Here is a 19,384-nt window from a genome sequence, read left to right on the forward strand (position 1 = left end):
AAAGGGGCTGCTGAAACACGGGGGCAGATGTGCTCGGCGAAATGGTGCCCCTGGCCGGGATCGAACCAGCACTCCTTGCGGAACTCGATTTTGAGTCGAGCGCGTCTACCAGTTCCGCCACAGGGGCCCGCGCGACCAAAAATCATCCGGCCGCGAAGCGCGCGGGACTATAGCGGTCCCGGAGTCGGGGTCAACCCGACGCGCCGAGGCGGCGGCGGACACTCTGGTTTGATCGGACAACGTCTCGACAGCGTCTCGGCCCCGAGATACGACCCCTGCCGCATCCCGGAGATCGACAGTGACCGCCGACTTGATCGACCATCGAGGCACCATTGCCGAGACGGGCCGCCCGGAGCGGATCGCGGGAGGCGTGGCGCTGACCGTCGCGGTCGTCGCCGTGGCGGCGCTGGGGCTCGCTTGGTTTTCCCAGCTTGTGCTGGGGCTGGCGCCATGCAAGCTCTGCCTGGAGCAGCGTTACGCCTACTATCTGGACATTCCGCTCGGGCTGCTGATCGCCTTTGCGGCCTGGCGCCGTGCACCGGTGGGGCTGCTGGCGGCTGGACTGGTCGTGCTCGGCCTGATGGCGCTCGGCAATGCCGGCCTTGCCGCCTACCACGCCGGAGTCGAATGGCGGTTCTGGGCCGGCCCGTCGGACTGCTCGGGACCGATCCTGGACCTCAGCAAGGCTGGTGGACTGCTCGCCCAGCTCGACACGGTCAAAGTCGTGCGTTGCGACGAGGTCCAGTGGCGGTTTCTCGGCCTGTCGTTTGCCGGCTACAACGTGCTGGCGTCGCTGGCGCTCGCCGCGCTGTGCGGATGGGGCTTGGTCCGGCTCAAGCGGCGCTGAGGTCAGTCGTCGACGTCGTCCGGGCTGTGCCCGAACCAATGCACGATCCCCGGCGTCACGATCGAGACGTAGATGAAGCGCGATAGATGGTGCGCGCCGACGAACACCGGATCGATGTGCAGCGTCAGCGCCAGCGCCATCATGGCATCCATGGCGCCGGGTGAGAACGCCACCACCAGGTCGTTCAGCTTGACCGGTGTGGTCAGCATGATGGCGACGACGAACACCGCCGAGATCGCGATCGCGACGGCGAATGAACCGAGCGCTGCCCCGATATAACTGAGGATCGTGCGCGGCTTGATGGCGCCGAACCGAGCGCCGATCAGGGTGCCGATCCCGACCAGTGCGGCCAGATAGGCCCATTGCGGCAGCGTGCCTTCCACCCAACCGCCGCCGTGCAGCACCGATGAGCCGAGCATTGCGCCGAACATCCAGCTTGCGGGAAAGTTCACCAGCCGCAGCAGCAGCGCGACGCCGACCGCGACCGCGATCAGGACGGCCAGGACGAGCGGTGTCGCCTCCGGCCCGCGCGACGGCAGTGGCCCGTGACCCGCCATGCCGATCAGCGCCAGCAGCATCGGCACTGCGCTGGTCAGGATGATCACACGCATGACTTGAACGACGGCGATGCCGGGCACGTCCGCTTTGCGTTCGGTGGCCAGCATGATGATTTGCGACAGCGCGCCGGGACTGCCGGCCAGCAATGCCGACGTCCGGTCCCAGCCATGGACGCGCTGCAGATAGATGCTGCTGCCGAAGGTGGCGCAGAACGTCGCCACCGCGAGCAGCCCGATCGTCACCGGATAGGACGCCAGATTGTGCACCATGGTGGGCGACACCACCGAGCCCAGCGAGACGCCGAGCGCCATCAGCACGATGTGCGACAGTGGCGGCGGCAGGCCCATCTTGCGTCCGGCAAGGCCGGCGGCGCCGACCGCGATCATTGCGCCCGTGATCAGTCCGCCGGGGAGCTGCGCCCAATAGAACAATGCGCCGCCGGCTGAGCCGATGGCGATCGTTTCGACCACCTGGAGAGTCTTGGACCGCAACGTCATGGCGGTCAGCGCAGGATTTTGAGGCACGCGACCTTATTGCAAATCATTATACCTTCGGCAATTGCGCCTCGCGCGCGCGGCCATGCCGGCGATGCGGGTGCTGGCTGTCTCTCGCCGCTGGTAATCGGATCGCAATTGTCAGTTGCATCCCGCGAGATAGAATATCAATGGGTGGCACACCAGGGAGATGGGACATGAGAGTTCTGAGGTACGAGACCCGTGCGGCGCTAGTGACTGCGGCGGCGCTGCTGACATGGTTGGCCGCAACGCCCGCGCAGGCGCTGACCGCGCAGGAGTGCAGTGCCAAGTATCAGGCCGCCAAGACTGACGGCACGCTGAACGGGCAGGGCTGGAACGACTTCCGCAAGGAGCATTGCGGGGCAGCGGCGAGCGCCGACAGCAAGGCCGCGGAAGCCAAACCGGCAGATGCCAAGCCCGCAGATGCCAAGCCCGCAGATGCCAAGCCCGACGCGAAGCCGGAGGCCAAATCCGAAGCCAAGCCGGCCGAATCCAAACCCGAGAGCAAGTCGAAAGCCAAGAGCGCCGCAGCGCCGGCTGGGCCGCAAGGGCCGGCGGTGTATCCGACCGCGATTGATGCCAAGTTCGCACAGGAAAAACCGACGCTGGCGCGACTGCATACTTGCGCGCAGCAGTGGAAGGCGAACAAGGCCGCGAACACCACGGGCGGCCTGCGCTGGATTCAAAAGGGCGGTGGCTACTGGAGCGAGTGCAACAAGCGCCTGAAGGGCTGACGTCACGCGCTTTCATGGACGGCTGCGGGCGAACCGGCCTTTGTGCGTCGTACCGGCGATATCGGGCGCATAGCAGCCGTCCTGCCGTTGCGATTGACAGGTTCCGGCGGAGACCGCATCGGTGCGGGCGATTTTCCGCGTGAGGGAACCCGATGATCGCCAGTGTCGGCCTGATCCTGCTGTGCCAGCTCGTCGGCGAAGTGATCGCTCGCGGGCTGGGCTGGCCGTTGCCGAGCCCGGTGCTCGGCTTGATGTTGCTGTTCTGCCTTTTGGTGCTGCGCGATTACGTCAAGCCGCTGGCGCTCGGACCGCTCGGCAATGGCGGCGTCGAGGAGGCCTCCAAGGGCATGCTGGCGCATTTGTCGCTGCTGTTCGTGCCTGCCGGCGTGGGGGTAATCCAGCAGCTCGATATGATTACCACCCACGGTGTTGCGATCATGCTGGTCCTGGCCGGGTCGGTGCTGATCACGCTGGTGGTCACGGTGGTGACATTCGTGGTGGTCGCGCGGCTGCTGGCGATGTGGGTGCCCCGATGAACGCCAACCCGTTCTCGCTGTGGGTGTACCTGTCGCAGACGCCGCTGCTGTGGCTGACCGTGACGCTGCTGGTCTATGCGGCGACCGATGCGGTGTCGCAGGCGACCGGGCGCAATCCGCTGGTCAATCCGGTTCTGCACGCCATGTGGATTATCGGCGTGTTCCTGTGGGCGACCGGCACCTCCTACACCACCTATTTCAGCGGCGCGCAGTTCGTGCATTTTCTGCTCGGCCCCGCCACCGTGGCGCTGGCGGTGCCGCTGTACGAGAACCGCAAGCTGGTGCTGGCCGCGATCCTGCCGATGGCCCTGGCGCTGGTCGTCGGCTGCGTCACCGCGATCGTCTCGGTGGTCTGGCTGGCGCAGCTCGCCGGGCTGCCCGAGACCGTGGTGCTGTCGCTGGCGCCGAAATCGGTCACTGCGGGCGTCGCGATGGGTATCAGCGAGTCGCTGCACGCCGATCCGTCGCTCACCGCGGTGGCGGTGATCCTCACCGGCATCCTCGGCGCGATCGTCGTCTCGCCGCTGATGAACCGGCTCGGGATTCGGGATTACCGGGCGCGGGGTTTCGCGGTCGGCCTAGCCTCGCACGGCATCGGCACCGCGCGGGCTTTCCAGGTCGACGCCATCGCCGGCGTGTTCGCCGGCATCGCGATGAGCCTGAACGCGCTGATCACCGCGCTCTTGGTGCCGGTCCTGGTCACTCTGCTGGTGCACTGAGGTCGGCTCACGCTGTCGCTGCAGTGTGATTTGCCGCCGCGGCAACCACCGCGTTACGCTTTGCGCGAAATCATCCGTCTGAGGATGTCGCTGATGTCCGATGTTTCAGTGGGGCCTGTCTCGTACGTCGCGGCCCCGCCGCTGCGCTGGTCGATGCCGCGTCCGGTCGTGGCGATTACGGCCGCGCTGATCGCGGTGATGGCCGCGATTCTGGCTTCGCCGGATGCGACGATCGCCGCGCGTGCCCAGAGCGATGCCGAATTGGTGCTGCTGTTGCGCTTCATGGCCGGAGTGAAAGCTCTGATGGCGCTGGCCGCGCTTGGCGCGGTGGTGTGGCGGCTCGGCTATCCCGCTTCGCCGGTGTTGAGCGCAGCCTACGTGCTCGCGCCCGCCCTGATGGTCGCGGCGCCGCTGCTGATCTGGCAGATCGCGCCCACCGCGCTCGGCGCCGGGCTGTTTCATGGCGGCTTGGCGCTGCTGCTGCTCGCTTTGTTCGCCGACCGCGGCCAGGCCTCGGAACTGGTCCGGCGCACATTGTTGGTGCGGCGTACGGCCTGAGCGCTACGCCGCCGGCAGCTTCAGCCAATCGAGCAGCGCGACGTTAGCCTCGCGCGGGTAGCTGTGACTGAGGTCGGCGATTTCGCGGTAGCTGACGTCGGCGCCGGCCGAGACCAGCGCCTCGTGGGCCTGCCGGGCCACCTCCACCGGAAACATCCAGTCGTGGCGGCCGTGGACGATCTGGATCGGCAGCCCGCGCAGCCGTGCGGAATCCGCAGCGCCGGCGAGCAGAGGATGAAAGCTCGCGGCGATCGGCGCCAGATGGGTGAACGGCGAGTCGCTGGTCAGGCCCGAGACGTAGCAGAACGTGCCGCCGTCGCTGAGGCCGGTCAGCAGCAGCCGGGACGGATCGATCCGCCAATGCCCCCGCACCTCGTCGAGGATGCGGGCCAGATTGGGTGAATCGACATCCTCGCCCATCAGCGCCCAGGTTCGCCCGCTCGCGGTCGGCGCCACCACGATGGCGCCGCGGGCGCGCGCGTCGCGCAGCCAGCTCCACAGGAACAGCCGGCCGTGACCGCTGCCGCCGTGCAGCGCCATCACCAGCGGCCATTCCCGGTCCGGGTCGTAATATTCCGGCACGTAGAGCGAATAGCCGCCACGGCTGCCGGGCTTGTTGAACCGGTGAAACACACCGCTGTCGGGATGCTTCGGCTGCGTCAGCCGCGCCAGCAATGTTTCGTTCTGCTGGCTGTCCGGATCGAGGAAGAAACTCGACACCGGCGGCAGAGTTGCCGCGAGCGGATACAGCGCCTCCAGCCCCTGCGGCAGACGCCGGAGCGCCCGGAAGACGTCGCCGAGATCGCCCTGGCCGGCATCGACCGCGCGCAGGCCGGCAAACGCCGCGAGCGCCTGCTCGCCGGCGGTCTGGAGCGGACCCCGCAGATGCGCGAAGGTCTCGGGCCAATTCGCCAGTCGTGGCAACTCGGCCTGCAGGGCCTGTTCGGGCGTGCCGGCGAGCTTGAGCAGGTCGCCGAATTCCGGCGGATGCAGATAGCGCGCGACGAAGCCGAGCGATTCGAGGCTCTGCAGCAGCGGCGGCAGCAGCGCCACGATGTCGTCGATCACGGCCTCGCTCATCCCATCCCTTTCCGATCTTGTGTTGTACGGCCCGACAGTGTCAGGGATCGGGGGCGCTGCAAACCGCAAACAAGAACGCTGCGGTGATCAGGCGGGGTCCCATTCGGCGCAAAACCCTCTAGGGTGGCGAGGAGCCAAAGCCCGAGCGGAACGTTGCCGTCGGCGAGGCAAGGGGACCTGGATGCCGGCATCCGAAAACAAGTTCTTCATTCTGCTGCTGGTGGTCGCCACCGGACTGTTCGGTTGGATTCTCTGGCCGCTGTACAGCGCCGTGCTGTGGGGCATGGTGATCGCGATCCTGTTCGCGCCGCTGAACCGCCATCTCAACCGCGCCTTCGGCTTCCGGCGCAATCTCGCGGCGTTCACCTCGGTGGCGATCATCGTGCTGATGGTGCTGTTGCCGATGTCGCTGCTCGGCGCCGCCCTGGCGCGCGAGGCGGCTGCGACCTACACCAAGATCGAGTCCGGCAACCTCGATCTGCTGAAAACCATGCGGGAGCTATTGGCGTCCCGGCCCGATTGGCTCGGCGATCTGCTCAGCCGGTTCGGCGTCGGCAATCTCGCGGACATACAGCAGCGGCTGTCGGCTGCGCTATTGCGCGGCAGCCAGTATCTGGCGGGCCAAGCGCTCGATATCGGCCAGAGCACCTTCGACTTCACCGTCAATCTGTTCGTGATGGTGTATCTGCTGTTCTTCCTGCTGCGCGATGGCGATCTGTTGGCCGGACGTATCCGCCGAGCGATGCCGCTCGGCGTCGATCATCAGAGCCGGCTGCTCGACAAGTTCACCGTCGTGATCCGCGCCACCGTGAAGGGCAACATGCTGATCGCGCTGATTCAGGGCGCGCTCGGCGGGCTCGCCTTCTATGTGCTCGGCATCAGCGGCGCGCTGATGTGGGCGGTGGTGATGGCGTTCCTGTCGCTGCTGCCGGCGGTCGGAGCCGGAATCGTCTGGCTGCCGATGGCGCTGTATCTGATCGCCACCGGCTCGGTCTGGCACGGCGTCGGGTTGATCGTCTGGGGCTCGCTGGTGATCGGCATGGTCGACAACTTCCTCCGCCCGATCCTGGTCGGCAAAGATACGCGGATGCCGGACTACGTGGTGCTGATCTCCACCCTCGGCGGTCTCGAAGTGTTCGGCCTGAACGGCTTCGTGATCGGCCCGGTGATCGCCGCGATGTTCATCGCCACCTGGGACATCTATTCGTCCGCGCGTGAGGATGCGGGCGATACGCCGCCGATCGGTGTTAATGCCAGCCCGGTCGAGGCCGAGCCGGTCGCAGTCGCCCCGATCCGTAGCGATCGTGGCACGACGCCGGTCGCTTAAATCCCGAACCAGGGTTGCAGCAGCCGGGCGAACCGGTTCTTGAACCGCAGCGGCGCGTCGGTGACGGCGAGGCAGATGCAGTCCTCGCCCGCGCCGGCCTGCGGCTGGTGTTCGGTGCGCTCGTCGGTCTCGGCGACGTCGCCGCGCCGCATCACGGTGTCGCCGTCGCACAGCGATCCATGCAGCACCAGCGTCAGTTCGCGCCCGGAATGGCCGTGCTCGAACACCCGCGTGCCGGCCTCGAACCGCAGCATCCGGGCGCGCGGGCGGCAGCCCGGGATGTCGATGGTGATCTGTTGCACCCGCGGCGCCAGCCGGGTCCAGCGCAAGCCGGCAAGGTCAGTGCCGAGATAGCTGCGCAGCGGCTCGGGGATCACGATGTCGGAGCGCGGCCGCAGCGCCGTTGCAGGGATCGCGGAGGGAATCTCTGGTTCGGCCTGGGTCCGCGCCAGCACGCTCTGCCACAAGTCCGGCGTCACGTCCGCGGTGGGCAGCGCGTCGAGCATTTCGCCGCCGAGCGCATCGGCCGCGGCCGCGCGTGCACGGCAATGCGGACACAGCGCCAGATGGGTGGCGACCAGCAGGCTCGAAGCTTCGTCCAGCGCGCCGGCGGCGTAGCTCAGCAGCAGATCGTCGCCGATGTGGTGTCGCACCGTCATCGCGGCTCTCCGGCGGGCGCATCGAGCGCCGCCCGCAGCTTGCCGAAGGCGAGTCGGATTCGCGACTTCACGGTGCCGACCGGCAGGCCGAGCTGCTCGGCGATCTCGCTGTGCGATTGGTTTTCGTAGAACGACAGCATCAAAACACTCTTCTCGTTGAACGACAGCGTCTCCATCACGTCGCGCACGCGCTGCTCGGTTTCGGTGCGCTCCAGCCGGCGGTCGGGCGGTTCTTCCTCGTCGGGCACGAATGCCGGGTCATTGGGATCGAAGCTCGGCCGCTTCGCCTGCCGCAGCCGGTCGATGCTGAGATTGCGCGCGATGGTGAAGATCCAGGTCGAGGCCGAGGCTCTGGCCGGGTCGAACTGCGCGGCGCTGCGCCAGACCGATACCATCGTCTCCTGTGTGATCTCTTCGGCCAGGGCCGGATCGCCGCCGCGCCGCGCGAAGTATGATTTCAGGCGCGGCGCGAAGTGGCGAAACAGCGTCTCGAACGCGGCCCGATCCTGCGCGGCCGCGATCCGGACGATGCAGTCCGCCATCTCCGCCGAAGGCGGGCGTGGACCGTCGCGCAATTGATCCATGACGACCGCTCCGTTGCCGGGCGTGCACCGATCCGCAACATCGCCTTGAAGCGCACGCTCTGAACCCTGCAGCCTAACGCGGGACGCGGCGATGCGGAGCGCGCCATGTGTCGCGCTCACATGCTCGCGAGTAGTAATCAGGTAGTCGCGCCTGAGGATCGAATCTGGTGTGCGGAGAATCATGAGCAGCGAGCGCGCGATCGGATCGATTGCATTTGTTCTGATACGAACCAGCCGATCGTTTGGATCACCGCATCCCGACAAAAAATCGCATGCGGCAGGCGAGCGCATCAGGCCGGGTCCGGCTCACGCGGCTGTGATGGCGAAGCGGTGATCCGACGGCGCCGCCGCTTCGTAAACAGCGTGCTAACAGCCAACGGGAGGTTTGATGATGTCGATGCTTCGGAAACTGAACGGCATGGAAGCTGCTGTGATCGGCGGCGCGCTCCTGATGACGCTCGCTCCGCTGGTGCCGTACGCGGTGCTCGGCTGATCTTCGGCGACAGCAACGTGACCGATCGAACGCGAACCCAGCCATGGTCGCGGGGCCTGCCGGCGATGCCGGCGGGCCCTCGACTCTGAGTCGGGTCTTTTTGTGCGGTCGGCAGCTGGGCCGAACGAATCGGATCGTCAGCCCGCCTTGCTGGACAGCGTCTGCACCAGCGCGATGAACTGACGCGCCAGCGGATTGTTGGCGCCGGTCGTTAGGGCGTAGACATCGGCCAAAATCGCCGGTCCGGCGATCGGCCGATACACCACGTCCTGATGCGCCAGCTTGCTGACGAATTCGGGGATAATGGCGATGCCGAGACCCGCAGCGACCAGGCTCGTCAGAGATGCCGACTCGATCGCCTGATGGGTGACGCGCGGCGCGTACCCCGCCTCGAAGCAGCACTGCCACAGATACTTCGCAAACAGCGAATCCTCCAGCCGCAGAAACACGAAGCTCTCGTCCCGGAGATCCGCCAGCGTCACCTTCCTGGCCGATAGTGCATGGCCTTTCGGCAGCACCAGCCGGACCGATTCCCGCCACGCCAAGTCGCTGGTGATCTCGGCATCTTGCGGCGGACAGCGCAGGAAGCTGACGTCGGTCTGGCCGGATTTCAGCGCTGCGACCTGCCGGTCGGGCGACATCTCGTGGATGCGGAGATCGACGTTCGGGTAGTTGAGCGCAAACTGCTGGATCGCTCGCCCGAGCGGGCCGGTGAGCACTGATCCGGTCAGCCCGACATTGAGAATGCCGGCGGTGCCGGCGCCGATCGAGCGGGCGCGCTGCACGGCGGTGTCGGCCCGCTCCAGAATCGCGAGCGCCTGCTTCAAGAAGTCTTCGCCGGCCCGGGTCAGCGCGACGCGGCGCGTGGTCCGCTCGAACAGCGGGGTGCCGATCTCGGCCTCCAAATCCCTGATCTGCTGGCTGAGCGGCGGCTGCGCCACGCCGAGGCTCTCGGCGGCCGCGGTGAAATTCAGGTGCCGCGCCACGGCGGCGAAATAGCGGAGATGGCGGATTTCCATCCCTCAATCATACTTCAAACGTATCAATCGAGACACATGAAATATTTGACGTCTAGAAACTCAGCAGTGATTGTTTCGCAGGCTCCAAATCCCGGGAACATTCCGATGACGCGGTTTTTCAGGTCGCTGTTTGGGCAGGTGGTCGCCGCCCTTGTGCTTGGTGTTGCCCTCGGTGCGTTGTGGCCCGAGGTCGGGGTCGCGCTGAAGCCGCTCGGCGACCTGTTCATCAAACTGATCAAGTTCGCGATCGCCCCGCTGGTGTTCGGCGTGGTGGTCAACGGCATGGTCGGCGCCGGCGACCTGAAGAAGGTCGGGCGGGTCGGGCTGAAATCGCTGATCTACTTCGAAGCCGTGACAACGGTCGCGCTCGCGCTCGGTATCGTGCTGGCCTACGTGTTCCAGCCGGGCGCCGGCATGAACGTCAACACCGCGACGCTGGATGGCTCGGCACTCGCCGGCTACAGCAGCCACGTCAAGGAAGTCACCGGCTTCACCGACTTCATCATGCGGCTGGTGCCCACCACTTTCATCGACGCGTTCGCCAAAGGCGACGTGCTGCAGGTGCTGATCATCGCGATCCTGTTCGGCGCCGGCCTGTCGCTGCTCGGCGAGCGCGGCAAGCCCTTAGCCGACAGCATCGAGCGGATCACCGAGGTGCTGTTCAAGATCATCGGCATCATCGTCAAGCTGGCGCCGCTCGGCGTGCTCGGCGCGGTGTCGTTCACGGTCGCCAAATACGGCATCGGCTCGCTCAAGCAGCTCGGCCTGCTGGTCGGCCTGTTCTATGCCGGCGTCGCGCTGTTCGTGTTCGTGATTCTCGGCAGCATCATGCGGCTGGCGGGCTTCAGCCTGCTCAAGCTGCTGGCCTACTTGCGCGAAGAACTGACGGTGGTGGCCGGCACCGCCTCATCCGACAGCGTGCTGCCGCAGGTGATGCGCAAGCTGGAGCGGCTCGGCATCAAGGACTCCACGGTCGGTCTGGTGATTCCGACCGGCTACTCATTCAACCTCGATGCGTTCTCGCTGTATCTGACACTGGCGACGGTGTTCATCGCCCAGGCCACCAATACGCCGCTGTCGTTCGGTCATCTGCTGGTGATCCTCGGCATCGCGCTGCTGACCTCGAAGGGCGCTCACGGCGTCCCCGGCTCGGCGATCGTGGTGCTGGCCGCAACGCTGTCGGCGGTGCCGGATATTCCGCTGATCGGGCTGGTGCTGGTGCTGTCGGTCGACTGGTTCGTCGGCATCGCCCGGGCGCTCGGCAATCTGGTCGGCAACTGCGTGGCGACCGTGGTGATCGCTGCCTGGGAGGGCGACATCGACCGCGCCCAGGCAAAACGCGTGCTGAACGGTGAAGTCACCACCGACACCGCAGCGATCCTGGATGCGCCGATCGCCGAAGCCTCTGCCTGACCGCCCCGCCTGATACCAAGAAACGCAGGGAGACCGCGATGAACGCCCCGATCTACAACCCGGCTTGCGGCGGGCTGCCGCCGCAGAGCACGCTCCACACCGGCCGCGCGGTGTTCACCGAGGCCTATGCGGTGATCCCGCACGGCGTGATGAGCGACATTGTCACCAGCCTGCTGCCCGGCTGGACCAATACCCGCGTCTGGATTCTGGCGCGGCCGCTGTCCGGTTTCGCCGAGACCTTCGCGCAATATCTGGTGGAGGTCGCGCCCGGCGGCGGCAGCGACCATCCGGAGCCGGATCCGCAGGGCGAAGGCGTCGTCTTCGTGGTCGGTGGTACGCCGAGCCTCGAACTCGGCGGCAAGTCCCATGCGCTGCGCCCCGGCAGCTACGCCTATCTGCCGCCGGGCTGCGGCTGGCGGCTGCATAACGCTGGCTCCGAGCCGGCGCGCTTCCACTGGATTCGCAAGGCCTACGAACCCGTCCCCGGTCTTGCTGCGCCGGATGCCTTCGTCACTCATGAGTCCGAGATCGAGCCCGCCGGCATGACCGGCACTGGTGGCACCTGGGCGACGACGCGGTTCGTTTCCCCGGAGGATCTGCGCCACGACATGCACGTCAACATCGTCACGCTGCAGGCCGGCGCCTCGATTCCGTTCGAGGAAACCCATGTGATGGAGCACGGGCTGTTCGTGCTCGAAGGCAAGGCGGTGTATCGGCTCAACCGCGACTGGGTCGAAGTCGAGGCCGGCGACTTCATGTGGCTGCGCGCGTTCTGCCCGCAGGCTTGCTACGCCGGCGGTCCCGGCCGCTTCCGCTATCTGCTGTACAAGGACGTCAACCGCCACCCGGCGCTCGGCCGCCGCGGGCTCGGACGATGACCGCGGCCGCGCGAAAAATCGTGGCGCAGCCGCTGACGGCGGCGGCGTTCGCGCCGTTCGGCCAGGTGATCGATACGGCGCAGACCTCTTCGCGTCCGATGAATGCTGGCATGGCAAGGCGCTTCCACGATCTTGCCGAGATCGAGGTGATCGGCGACGGCGCGCGCGTGGTGGTCGGCCTGGTCGAGGCGGAGCCTTACGCGATGCCGCTCTGGCTCAACCTGGTCGAGCGCCATCCGCTCGGCGCCCAGGCGTTCGTGCCGCTGAACGCCGCGCCGTTTCTGGTGGTGGTCTGCCCGGATGAAGCCGGCAAGCCCGGCGCGCCGCAGGCCTTCGTCACCGCCCCGCATCAGGGCATCTGCTACGCCCGCAACATCTGGCACAGCGTGCTGACGCCGTTCGGCGCCGCGCAGGATTTCGTGGTAATCGACCGCAGCGGGCCGGGCGTGAATCTGGAGGAGCACGTGTTCGACGAACCGTGGATCGTGCACCTGCCCAAGAGCTGACTTCGACGCTCGATAGGACTAGGGCACGCCAGATAGGACGTGGCGAAGGGCTACGGCCGCTCAAACGTGATGCTGTAGCCGAAGGCGTTGCCGGAGCAGCGCAGCTCCCGAAATCCCGCGGCCGAGACCCGCTCGCGCACCCGGCGGCGGGACACGTAATGCGGATCGAACACGCTCTCGGCGACCAGCAGTCGGCCGCCGGGGCGCAGCATGCGATGCACCGATGGAAAGATCTCGGTGCCGCGCGGAAATTCGCCGAGTGCCATCACCATCACGGCGGCATCGAGCGAGCCCGCCGCGACGTCTGCGTCCCGTACGTCGGCTCGGAGCGGGCGGATGTTGGTCAGCGCTTCGGCCTCAGCCTTGGCAGCCACCTTCGCCAGCATGCCGTCCTGAATGTCGAGCGCGGTGACCTGGCCGCTTGGTCCGACAGCCCGCGCCAGCGGAAGCGTCACCCGTCCGGGGCCGCAGCCGATGTCGATTGCATGGTCGCCCGGCCGCAGCTGCAATTGCGCCACGACCTGTTCGGAGCGCGTGGCGCGCGCCAGCGGATTTTCCATTTCCACCAGCCAGGCGATCTCCGACGGGCACGGCAGCACCGTCCGCCTGGACGCCATCCGCCAGCCCACCCAGAGGGCCGGCAGCACCAGCAGAACAAGAAAACCCGACATCACCGATCCGTTCGCACGCGCATTCGAACGCAGCAGTGCAGCCTGCGAGAGGCGGTGTAAAGCGGGCAGAGGATGTGTGATGACAGGAGCGAGACGAGGTGACGTCCGGCCGAGGGCTACGGATCCAGCTCGGTGTCCCAGTACAAGTAATCGAGCCAGCTCTCGTGCAGATAGTTCGGCGGGAACAGCCGGCCGTTGCGATGGAGCTGATGCACCGTCGGGGCGAATGCGGTCTGGCGCGGAAACATCTTGGCCTGTTCGGGCGTCAGATTGCCCTTGCGCAAGTTGCACGGCGAGCAGGCGGCGACGACGTTTTCCCAGGTGGTCTGGCCGCCCTTGGAGCGGGGGATGATGTGATCGAAGGTGAGATCTTCGGGCGCGCCGCAATATTGGCAGACGAACCGATCGCGCAGGAACACGTTGAACCGGGTGAAGGCCGGATGCGTGGTCGGTTTGACGAAGGATTTCAGAGAGACGACGCTGGGAAGCCGAAACTCGTGGTTCGGACTATGCACCGCGCGGTCGTAGTGGGCGACAATATTGACGCGATCAAGGAACACCGCTTTGACCGCGTCCTGCCACGACCAAAGCGACAACGGATAGTAGCTGAGCGGCCGGAAGTCCGCGTTGAGCACCAGCACCGGCCAACCGCCATGTGAGACATGCGCGTTCAAGAAACGCTCCTGACCCCCGTCGATCGACGCTGCGAAGCAGCATGCGAAGGCATACTACAGTCAGCGTGACGGGCTTGTGAAGGGCGATGCAGAAATGTCTCTCCCGCAGGGCGGGATTTCAGCCCAAGCTGGAGCGCATAAGCAGCAAACGTATTCCAGAAACCCGTCGCTTTAGAGGTGTTTGTTCCATTTTTACCCGCCGCGTTGACGGGGCCGCGGCGGCCTAGCAGATTGCCCAGTGACAGTTCCCGTAAATCCGCCAACCTAAGTGAGGAGGCGTCATGTCCAGCGCAGCAACCGCATCGATCAAAGCCGTCGCAGAAGCACCCGCCCACCGTCCCGGCCGCGGCCGGGTGTACGAGTCGATCGCCGATGCTTACGGCGATACGCCGCTGGTACGTCTGAACCGGCTGCCGCAGCAGCACGGCGTCAACGCGACGATCTATGCCAAGCTCGAGTACTTCAATCCGGCGAGCAGCGTGAAGGATCGTATCGGTGCGGCGATGATCGCGGCGCTGGAGCAGGAAGGTATCATCAAGCCCGACACCGTGCTGATCGAGCCGACCTCCGGTAACACCGGTATTGCGCTGGCCTTCGTTGCGGCCGCCAAGGGGTACCGGCTGAAGCTGGTGATGCCGGAATCGATGTCGATCGAGCGCCGCAAGATGCTGGCGTTCCTCGGCGCCGAGCTGGTGCTGACCGAAGCCGCCAAGGGCATGAAGGGCGCGGTCGCCAAGGCCGAAGAGCTGGTGGCGGCGACCCCGAACGCGGTGATGCCGCAGCAGTTCAAGAACCTTGCCAACCCGGCGGTGCATCGCCGCACCACCGCGGAAGAGATCTGGAACGACACCGACGGCGCGGTCGATATCTTCGTGGCCGGTGTCGGCACCGGTGGCACCGTCTCGGGCGTCGGCCAGGTGCTGAAGCCGCGCAAGGCGTCGCTGAAGGTAGTGGCGGTCGAGCCGGAGGAAAGCCCGGTGCTGTCGGGCGGCGCGCCCGGCCCGCACAAGATCCAGGGCATCGGCGCCGGCTTCGTTCCGGACATTCTCGACCGTTCGGTGATCGACGAGGTGGTCAAGATCCCGAGCGCTACCGCGATCGAAACCTCGCGCGCGCTGGCGCGGCACGAGGGTATCCCGGGCGGCATCTCGTCGGGTGCGGCGATCGCCGCCGCGATTGAACTCGGCAAGCGGCCGGAAAACGCCGGCAAGACCATCGTGGCGATCGTGCCGTCGTTCTCGGAACGCTACCTGTCGACGGTGCTGTTCGAAGGCGTGTGATCGAACGCGTGCTGATGCTGATGCCGGATGGCGGGTGCCCCGCGATCCGGCGCAGCACGGAGTAACTTAAGTCACCACCAGATCGGCGCCGGTGAGCCGGCGGTAGGCGTCGAGATAGCGCTTCGAGGTGGCCTCGACGATCTCGGCGGGCAGCTTCGGCGGCGGCGCTTCGCCGTTCCAACGCCCGGCGCGGCGTTCGGCATCGAGATAATCGCGCAGCGGCTGCTTGTCGAACGACGGCTGCGACCGGCCCGGCGCGTAGGTATCGGCCGCCCAGAACCGCGAACTATCCGGCGTCATCACCTCGTCGATCAGGATGATGCGGCCGTCCTTGTCTCGGCCGAATTCGAACTTGGTATCGGCGATGATGATGCCCTGCTCGCGGGCGACCTGTTCGCCCTGGGTGTAGATCGCGCGTGTCATGCTCTCGAGCGTGTAGGCGGCCTCGTCGCCGACGATCTCGCGCATCCGCGCGATGGTGATGTTCTCGTCGTGACCGGTCTCGGCCTTGGTGGCCGGCGAGAAGATCGGCGGATCCAGCCGCTCGCTTTCCTTGAGGCCTTCGGCCAGTTTCTCGCCCGCCAGCGTGCCGGAGGCGGCGTATTCCTTCCAGGCCGAGCCGGTGATGTAACCACGGATCACGCATTCGATCGGGAACACGGTAGTGCGCCGGCACAGCATGGTGCGGCCGGCCAGCGCCGCGCGATGGCCCTGCAGCGCCGGGATCGCGGCGATGATCTCGTCGATGTCGGCGCTGATCATGTGATGCGGCACCACGCCGCCGAGCTGGCCGAACCAGAACGCGCTCACCTGGGTCAGCACCGCGCCCTTCATCGGAATGGTCTCGCCCATCACGACGTCGAAGGCGCTGATCCGGTCGGTGGTGACGAGCAGCAGCCGGTCGTCGTCGACGGCATAGATGTCGCGCACCTTGCCGCGGCCGATCTTGGTCAGCGGCAGGTCGCTCGAGAGCATCGTGGTCATGGGCGGTGTTCCAGGCAGAGACGGCCGCCGGTGCAGCCGGCGGCGGGGATCGTTTCGGGCCCGCAGTCTATCATTCCGGCAGCGGAATGAACTCGCTCTCGTTCGGGACGGCGGCGAAACGGCCGGTTTTCCAGTCCTGTTTGGCCTGTTCGATGCGCTCTTTGCTGGACGAGACGAAATTCCACCAGATGTGGCGCGGCCCCTCCAGCGCATCGCCGCCGAGGAACATCATCCGCGTGTCCGTCTTTGCCCGGACAGTGATGCGGTCGCCGGGGCGGAAAATCAGCAGGGTCGGGCCGACGTGGCTCTCGCCGGCGATCTCGACCTCGCCGTCGACCACATAGATCGCCCGCTCCTCGTGGTCCGGATCGAGCGGCACCGCGGTGCCGGCCTTGGCGTTGACCTCGACGTAGAACCACGGCGACACCATCGTCACCGGCGAGACTTTGCCGAACGCCGAGCCGGCGATCACCCGGGCGGTGAAGCCGGTGTCTTGCACCAGCGGCAGCGTCGCCGCCGCGAAGTGCTGGAAGCTCGGCGCGATCTCTTCGGCAGCCTGCGGCAGCGCGATCCAGCTCTGCAGGCCGAGCATCGACTGGCCGTCCCGGCGCTCGACGTCCGGCGTCCGTTCGGAATGCGCGATGCCGCGGCCGGCGGTCATCAGGTTCATCGCGCCGGGCGCAATCTCCTGGATGTTGCCCTCGCTGTCGCGGTGCATGATCTTGCCGTCGAACAGATAGGTGACGGTGGCCAGCCCGATATGCGGATGCGGCCGCACGTCCATGCCCTTGCCGGCGATGAACTGCACCGGCCCGAAATGATCGAAGAAGATGAACGGACCGACCATCTGCCGCTTGCCGTGCGGCAGCGCGCGGCGCACCGCGAAGCCGTCGCCAAGATCGCGGGTGCGCGGCACGATGATCAATTCCAGCGCATCGCAGGTGGTCGGATCGCCGAGCACCGGATCGTTGGTGGGCATCCAGCTCATCGGATCACTCCCAAGTTGTCTTCGTCATTGCGAGCAAAGCGCAGCAATCCAGGAGCCGAGCGGAGCCAGTTGGATTGCTTCGTCGCTTCGCTCCTTGCAATGACGGCGTGAGGCCCGTGTAAGATGCTGCAGGCATCCCGTCGTTTGTCATGCCGTCGGCGCGGGCTGCGGAGCGCTGGCGGACTTCGCGTTGCCCTTGCGCGGCTCGCTGGTCACCGGCTTGGTCGGCACCAGCTTGCGCACCGCGGAGGCGGCGGCGATCTGGCCGCGTTCGAACAGCGCCTCGTGGTTGGCCTCGATGTCGCCGAGCGCATACAGGTAGTTGACCATCAACCCGTGCGATTGCCGCATGCCGTTCGGTGACCGATCGCCGAGGAAGTTCAGCCGGTCGAGCCGCGCGCCGTTGCCGAGGTGGAAGCGGGCCACCGGGTCGAGCGGCCGGCCGTTCGGCCCCTTGGCCTGCAGGAAGTAAGCGGCGGCGAGCTGCAGCACGATCGGCTTCAGCCGGTCGGCGGTGTCGGCATCGTCGAACCAGCTCGGCGTATCCAGCGCTTCCAGCGCGGTGCGCGCAGAAGCATCGAGCAGCGTCGAGTCCGGATTGTCGCGCTCGCGCTTCAGCCACTTCGCAAAGCCCGGTACCGGCGACAGCGTCACGAAGGTCTGCACGTTCGGCAGCTCGCGCTTGATTTCCTCCACCACCTGCTTGATCAGGAAATTGCCGAACGAGATCCCGGCAAGGCCCTGCTGGGTGTTGGAGATCGAATAGAACACCGCGGTGGTAGCATCGCTGGCGGAGATCGGCTCGCGCTCGAGATCAAGTAGCGGCGCGATCGCGGCCGGGCTGTCCTTGGTCAGCGCGACCTCGACGAAGATCAGCGGTTCGTCGACCAGCCGCGGGTGGAAGAAGCCGTAGCAACGCCGATCTGGCGGGGCCAGCCGCGCGCGCAGATCGTCCCAGTCGTGGATGGTATGCACCTGCTCGTAGCGGATGATCTTTTCCAGGATGTTGGCAGGCGTCGTCCAGTCGATCCGCTGCAGCACCAGAAACCCCCGATTGAACCACGACGTGAACAGATGCACGAAGTCGTCGTCGACGTGACGCAACTGCGGATGCGCGGCGATGCGGGCCAGCACCGCCTCACGCATCTTCACCAGCGCGGCGGTGCCGCCCGGCGCGTGATTGAGGCGGCGGATCAGTTCCTGCCGGCGCGGCTCGGCAGCCCGGAGCAATTCGCCGATCGCCTCGGCCGAGGCGTCGGCACGAAACGCTTCGATCGCGGCGTTGAGTTCGGCGAGGTCGGGCCCGAACTGTTCGGCGAGCGCATCGAGAAACGCCAGCTTGTCCTCGTCGTCAGCAGCATCGTAGCCGGCGAGCAGTGACGCAGCGAGCGCGACGCCGGACGCTTCACCGCGCCGCGACAGCAGCGTCTCGCCGAGCGCGATCAGTTCGTCACCAGACATCGGCTGTGAGCTGGTCAGCCCGAACAGGCTGCGGCCGCGCTCGGTGAGGCTGTTGAACAGGCCGCCGAGAAACTCCGAAGCGCGGTCTGCGGTGGTGGCTATCGGCATCAGCTTCATCCCCAGGCTTGCGACATCGTCGCTTCACGTACGAAGCGCGGTACGTCACAACCATAGACGTTCCGGACAACGCCTTCCAGACGCATGAGCAGGACGATGGTTTCGCCACGGCTTCGTGACCGGGCCGGAAGGGATGTCGCTGGGTGCGCCGAGGACCGCCGCCGGCTAATTCGCCAGCACTTCGGCGGTGACGTCCTCGACATTGTGCAGCAGGCACATCAGCTTGCCGTCGGCGTCGCGCACCGGGGTGTTGATCGATTGCCAATAGCGCTCGACGAACACGCCCTCGGCGTTGCGGACATCGTAGCGCTGCACGGCGAGCGCGTGCGGCTGACCGGTCTCCACGACGGTGCGCAGTGAGTTGTAGACGTTGCTCACGCCGTCGGCAGTCTCGATTGCCGGATTGTCCGGGAAGATTTCGAACAGAGGCTGGCCGACGATGCTATCGCGCGATGTGAACGTGGCGCGCGCATAGGCGTCGTTGATGTCGATGATCTTCAGGCCGGGGCCGGCATCGATCAGCATGTAGGGATGGTCGGAGGCATCGAAGCCGGCGCGGATTTGCGCCAGCACCGAATTGAGATCGCCGCCGCGGTTACGATGCGCCAGCGGTGACAGGTCGGCGCCGGAGAGCTGCGAGTGCAGCAGCGCCAGTTCGCGCTTGGCCGACGATAGCAGGCCGAGCAGCGTCCGGCGCAGCTTCTCATCCTCGGCCGTTTCGAGCAGCTTTTGGAAGTGCGCGATATTCTGTTCACAGACGAAGCGTTGCATCGACCGCTCTCC

At 66.3% G+C, this 19,384-nt stretch carries 21 protein-coding genes and 1 tRNA gene; 10 read left to right on the forward strand and 12 right to left on the reverse strand.

The window, feature by feature from the left end; genetic code table 11:
- Positions 1 to 42: 42 nt before the first annotated feature.
- Positions 43 to 127, reverse strand: a tRNA-Leu gene (locus LRC39_RS02765).
- Between the two features lie 171 nt (positions 128 to 298).
- Between LRC39_RS02765 and LRC39_RS02770 the strand changes: the two genes are divergently transcribed.
- Positions 299 to 847, forward strand: coding sequence for a disulfide bond formation protein B (locus LRC39_RS02770; protein WP_346296254.1), 549 nt, complete (start codon positions 299 to 301; stop codon positions 845 to 847).
- A 2-nt stretch (positions 848 to 849) separates the two neighbouring features.
- Here the strand turns inward: LRC39_RS02770 and LRC39_RS02775 are convergent, their stop codons facing one another.
- On the reverse strand, positions 850 to 1,902 hold the full coding sequence (locus tag LRC39_RS02775; protein WP_107354063.1) for an AbrB family transcriptional regulator: 1,053 nt from the start codon (positions 1,900 to 1,902) through the stop codon (positions 850 to 852).
- A 194-nt stretch (positions 1,903 to 2,096) separates the two neighbouring features.
- On the opposite strand from LRC39_RS02775, the gene LRC39_RS02780 reads away from it, so the two are divergent.
- The 4 genes from LRC39_RS02780 (at position 2,097) to LRC39_RS02795 (ending at position 4,467) form a co-directional block, all read left to right on the forward strand.
- Positions 2,097 to 2,654 carry a hypothetical protein gene (locus tag LRC39_RS02780; protein WP_346296255.1) on the forward strand — a complete coding sequence of 186 codons (558 nt, stop codon included), beginning with the start codon at positions 2,097 to 2,099 and terminating at the stop codon, positions 2,652 to 2,654.
- Positions 2,655 to 2,806: 152 nt separating this feature from the next.
- A complete protein-coding gene (locus LRC39_RS02785) occupies positions 2,807 to 3,190 on the forward strand; it encodes a CidA/LrgA family protein (RefSeq protein ID WP_346296256.1) in 384 nt (127 codons plus the stop codon).
- Positions 3,187 to 3,909 (forward strand): LrgB family protein, encoded by a 723-nt coding sequence (locus LRC39_RS02790; RefSeq protein WP_107346398.1) that lies wholly within the window; start codon positions 3,187 to 3,189, stop codon positions 3,907 to 3,909. The genes LRC39_RS02785 and LRC39_RS02790 overlap by 4 nt, the downstream gene beginning before the upstream one ends.
- A 60-nt stretch (positions 3,910 to 3,969) precedes the next feature.
- Positions 3,970 to 4,467, forward strand: coding sequence for a hypothetical protein (locus LRC39_RS02795; RefSeq protein ID WP_346296257.1), 498 nt, complete (start codon positions 3,970 to 3,972; stop codon positions 4,465 to 4,467).
- 3 nt (positions 4,468 to 4,470) lie between these two features.
- Here the strand turns inward: LRC39_RS02795 and LRC39_RS02800 are convergent, their stop codons facing one another.
- Positions 4,471 to 5,547 carry a phospholipase gene (locus LRC39_RS02800; RefSeq protein WP_346296258.1) on the reverse strand — a complete coding sequence of 359 codons (1,077 nt, stop codon included), beginning with the start codon at positions 5,545 to 5,547 and terminating at the stop codon, positions 4,471 to 4,473.
- Between the two features lie 181 nt (positions 5,548 to 5,728).
- On the opposite strand from LRC39_RS02800, the gene LRC39_RS02805 reads away from it, so the two are divergent.
- Positions 5,729 to 6,874 (forward strand): AI-2E family transporter, encoded by a 1,146-nt coding sequence (locus LRC39_RS02805; RefSeq protein ID WP_346296259.1) that lies wholly within the window; start codon positions 5,729 to 5,731, stop codon positions 6,872 to 6,874.
- Here the strand turns inward: LRC39_RS02805 and LRC39_RS02810 are convergent.
- The 3 genes from LRC39_RS02810 to LRC39_RS02820 all read right to left on the reverse strand — a co-directional run bounded on the left by LRC39_RS02810 (position 6,871) and on the right by LRC39_RS02820 (position 9,629).
- Positions 6,871 to 7,533 carry a ChrR family anti-sigma-E factor gene (locus tag LRC39_RS02810; RefSeq protein ID WP_346296260.1) on the reverse strand — a complete coding sequence of 221 codons (663 nt, stop codon included), beginning with the start codon at positions 7,531 to 7,533 and terminating at the stop codon, positions 6,871 to 6,873. The genes LRC39_RS02805 and LRC39_RS02810 overlap by 4 nt on opposite strands.
- The gene (locus tag LRC39_RS02815) at positions 7,530 to 8,117 is read right to left on the reverse strand and encodes a sigma-70 family RNA polymerase sigma factor (RefSeq protein WP_346297465.1); all 588 of its coding nucleotides are present in this window, start codon (positions 8,115 to 8,117) and stop codon (positions 7,530 to 7,532) included. The genes LRC39_RS02810 and LRC39_RS02815 overlap by 4 nt, the downstream gene beginning before the upstream one ends.
- A 630-nt stretch (positions 8,118 to 8,747) precedes the next feature.
- The gene (locus tag LRC39_RS02820) at positions 8,748 to 9,629 is read right to left on the reverse strand and encodes a LysR family transcriptional regulator (protein WP_346296261.1); all 882 of its coding nucleotides are present in this window, start codon (positions 9,627 to 9,629) and stop codon (positions 8,748 to 8,750) included.
- Between the two features lie 105 nt (positions 9,630 to 9,734).
- Between LRC39_RS02820 and LRC39_RS02825 the strand changes: the two genes are divergently transcribed.
- From LRC39_RS02825 to LRC39_RS02835, 3 genes are read left to right on the forward strand one after another with little or no spacing between them, the layout of a single operon-like run.
- Positions 9,735 to 11,042: a dicarboxylate/amino acid:cation symporter gene (locus LRC39_RS02825; protein ID WP_346296262.1), complete on the forward strand. Its 1,308-nt coding sequence runs from the start codon at positions 9,735 to 9,737 to the stop codon at positions 11,040 to 11,042.
- 38 nt (positions 11,043 to 11,080) lie between these two features.
- The gene (locus LRC39_RS02830) at positions 11,081 to 11,920 is read left to right on the forward strand and encodes a bifunctional allantoicase/(S)-ureidoglycine aminohydrolase (protein WP_346296263.1); all 840 of its coding nucleotides are present in this window, start codon (positions 11,081 to 11,083) and stop codon (positions 11,918 to 11,920) included.
- Positions 11,917 to 12,426: an ureidoglycolate lyase gene (locus tag LRC39_RS02835; RefSeq protein WP_346296264.1), complete on the forward strand. Its 510-nt coding sequence runs from the start codon at positions 11,917 to 11,919 to the stop codon at positions 12,424 to 12,426. The genes LRC39_RS02830 and LRC39_RS02835 overlap by 4 nt, the downstream gene beginning before the upstream one ends.
- Before the next feature lie 50 nt (positions 12,427 to 12,476).
- Here the strand turns inward: LRC39_RS02835 and LRC39_RS02840 are convergent, their stop codons facing one another.
- Complete coding sequence (locus tag LRC39_RS02840) at positions 12,477 to 13,097, reverse strand: class I SAM-dependent methyltransferase (RefSeq protein ID WP_346296265.1); 621 nt, start codon at positions 13,095 to 13,097, stop codon at positions 12,477 to 12,479.
- 116 nt (positions 13,098 to 13,213) lie between these two features.
- On the reverse strand, positions 13,214 to 13,771 hold the full coding sequence (locus tag LRC39_RS02845) for an HNH endonuclease (RefSeq protein WP_107342762.1): 558 nt from the start codon (positions 13,769 to 13,771) through the stop codon (positions 13,214 to 13,216).
- Between the two features lie 281 nt (positions 13,772 to 14,052).
- Here LRC39_RS02845 and cysK point away from each other — a divergent pair, with 281 nt between their 5' ends.
- Positions 14,053 to 15,051 carry a cysteine synthase A gene (gene cysK / locus LRC39_RS02850; protein WP_107342763.1) on the forward strand — a complete coding sequence of 333 codons (999 nt, stop codon included), beginning with the start codon at positions 14,053 to 14,055 and terminating at the stop codon, positions 15,049 to 15,051.
- A gap of 66 nt (positions 15,052 to 15,117) precedes the next feature.
- Here cysK and LRC39_RS02855 read toward each other — a convergent pair whose 3' ends face one another.
- The 4 genes from LRC39_RS02855 to LRC39_RS02870 form a co-directional block, all read right to left on the reverse strand.
- Positions 15,118 to 16,035, reverse strand: coding sequence for a phosphoribosylaminoimidazolesuccinocarboxamide synthase (locus tag LRC39_RS02855; protein WP_346296266.1), 918 nt, complete (start codon positions 16,033 to 16,035; stop codon positions 15,118 to 15,120).
- A 70-nt stretch (positions 16,036 to 16,105) separates the two neighbouring features.
- On the reverse strand, positions 16,106 to 17,023 hold the full coding sequence (locus tag LRC39_RS02860) for a pirin family protein (protein WP_346296267.1): 918 nt from the start codon (positions 17,021 to 17,023) through the stop codon (positions 16,106 to 16,108).
- 147 nt (positions 17,024 to 17,170) lie between these two features.
- Positions 17,171 to 18,592, reverse strand: a complete 1,422-nt coding sequence (locus tag LRC39_RS02865) for a malonyl-CoA decarboxylase (RefSeq protein WP_346296268.1) — start codon at positions 18,590 to 18,592, stop codon at positions 17,171 to 17,173.
- A gap of 174 nt (positions 18,593 to 18,766) precedes the next feature.
- Complete coding sequence (locus LRC39_RS02870; protein WP_264075354.1) at positions 18,767 to 19,372, reverse strand: PAS domain-containing protein; 606 nt, start codon at positions 19,370 to 19,372, stop codon at positions 18,767 to 18,769.
- Between the last annotated feature and the right edge of the window lie 12 nt (positions 19,373 to 19,384).

It is taken from the genome of Rhodopseudomonas sp. P1, assembly GCF_039642825.1.
GTDB classification, from domain to species: Bacteria; Pseudomonadota; Alphaproteobacteria; order Rhizobiales; family Xanthobacteraceae; genus Rhodopseudomonas; species Rhodopseudomonas palustris_H.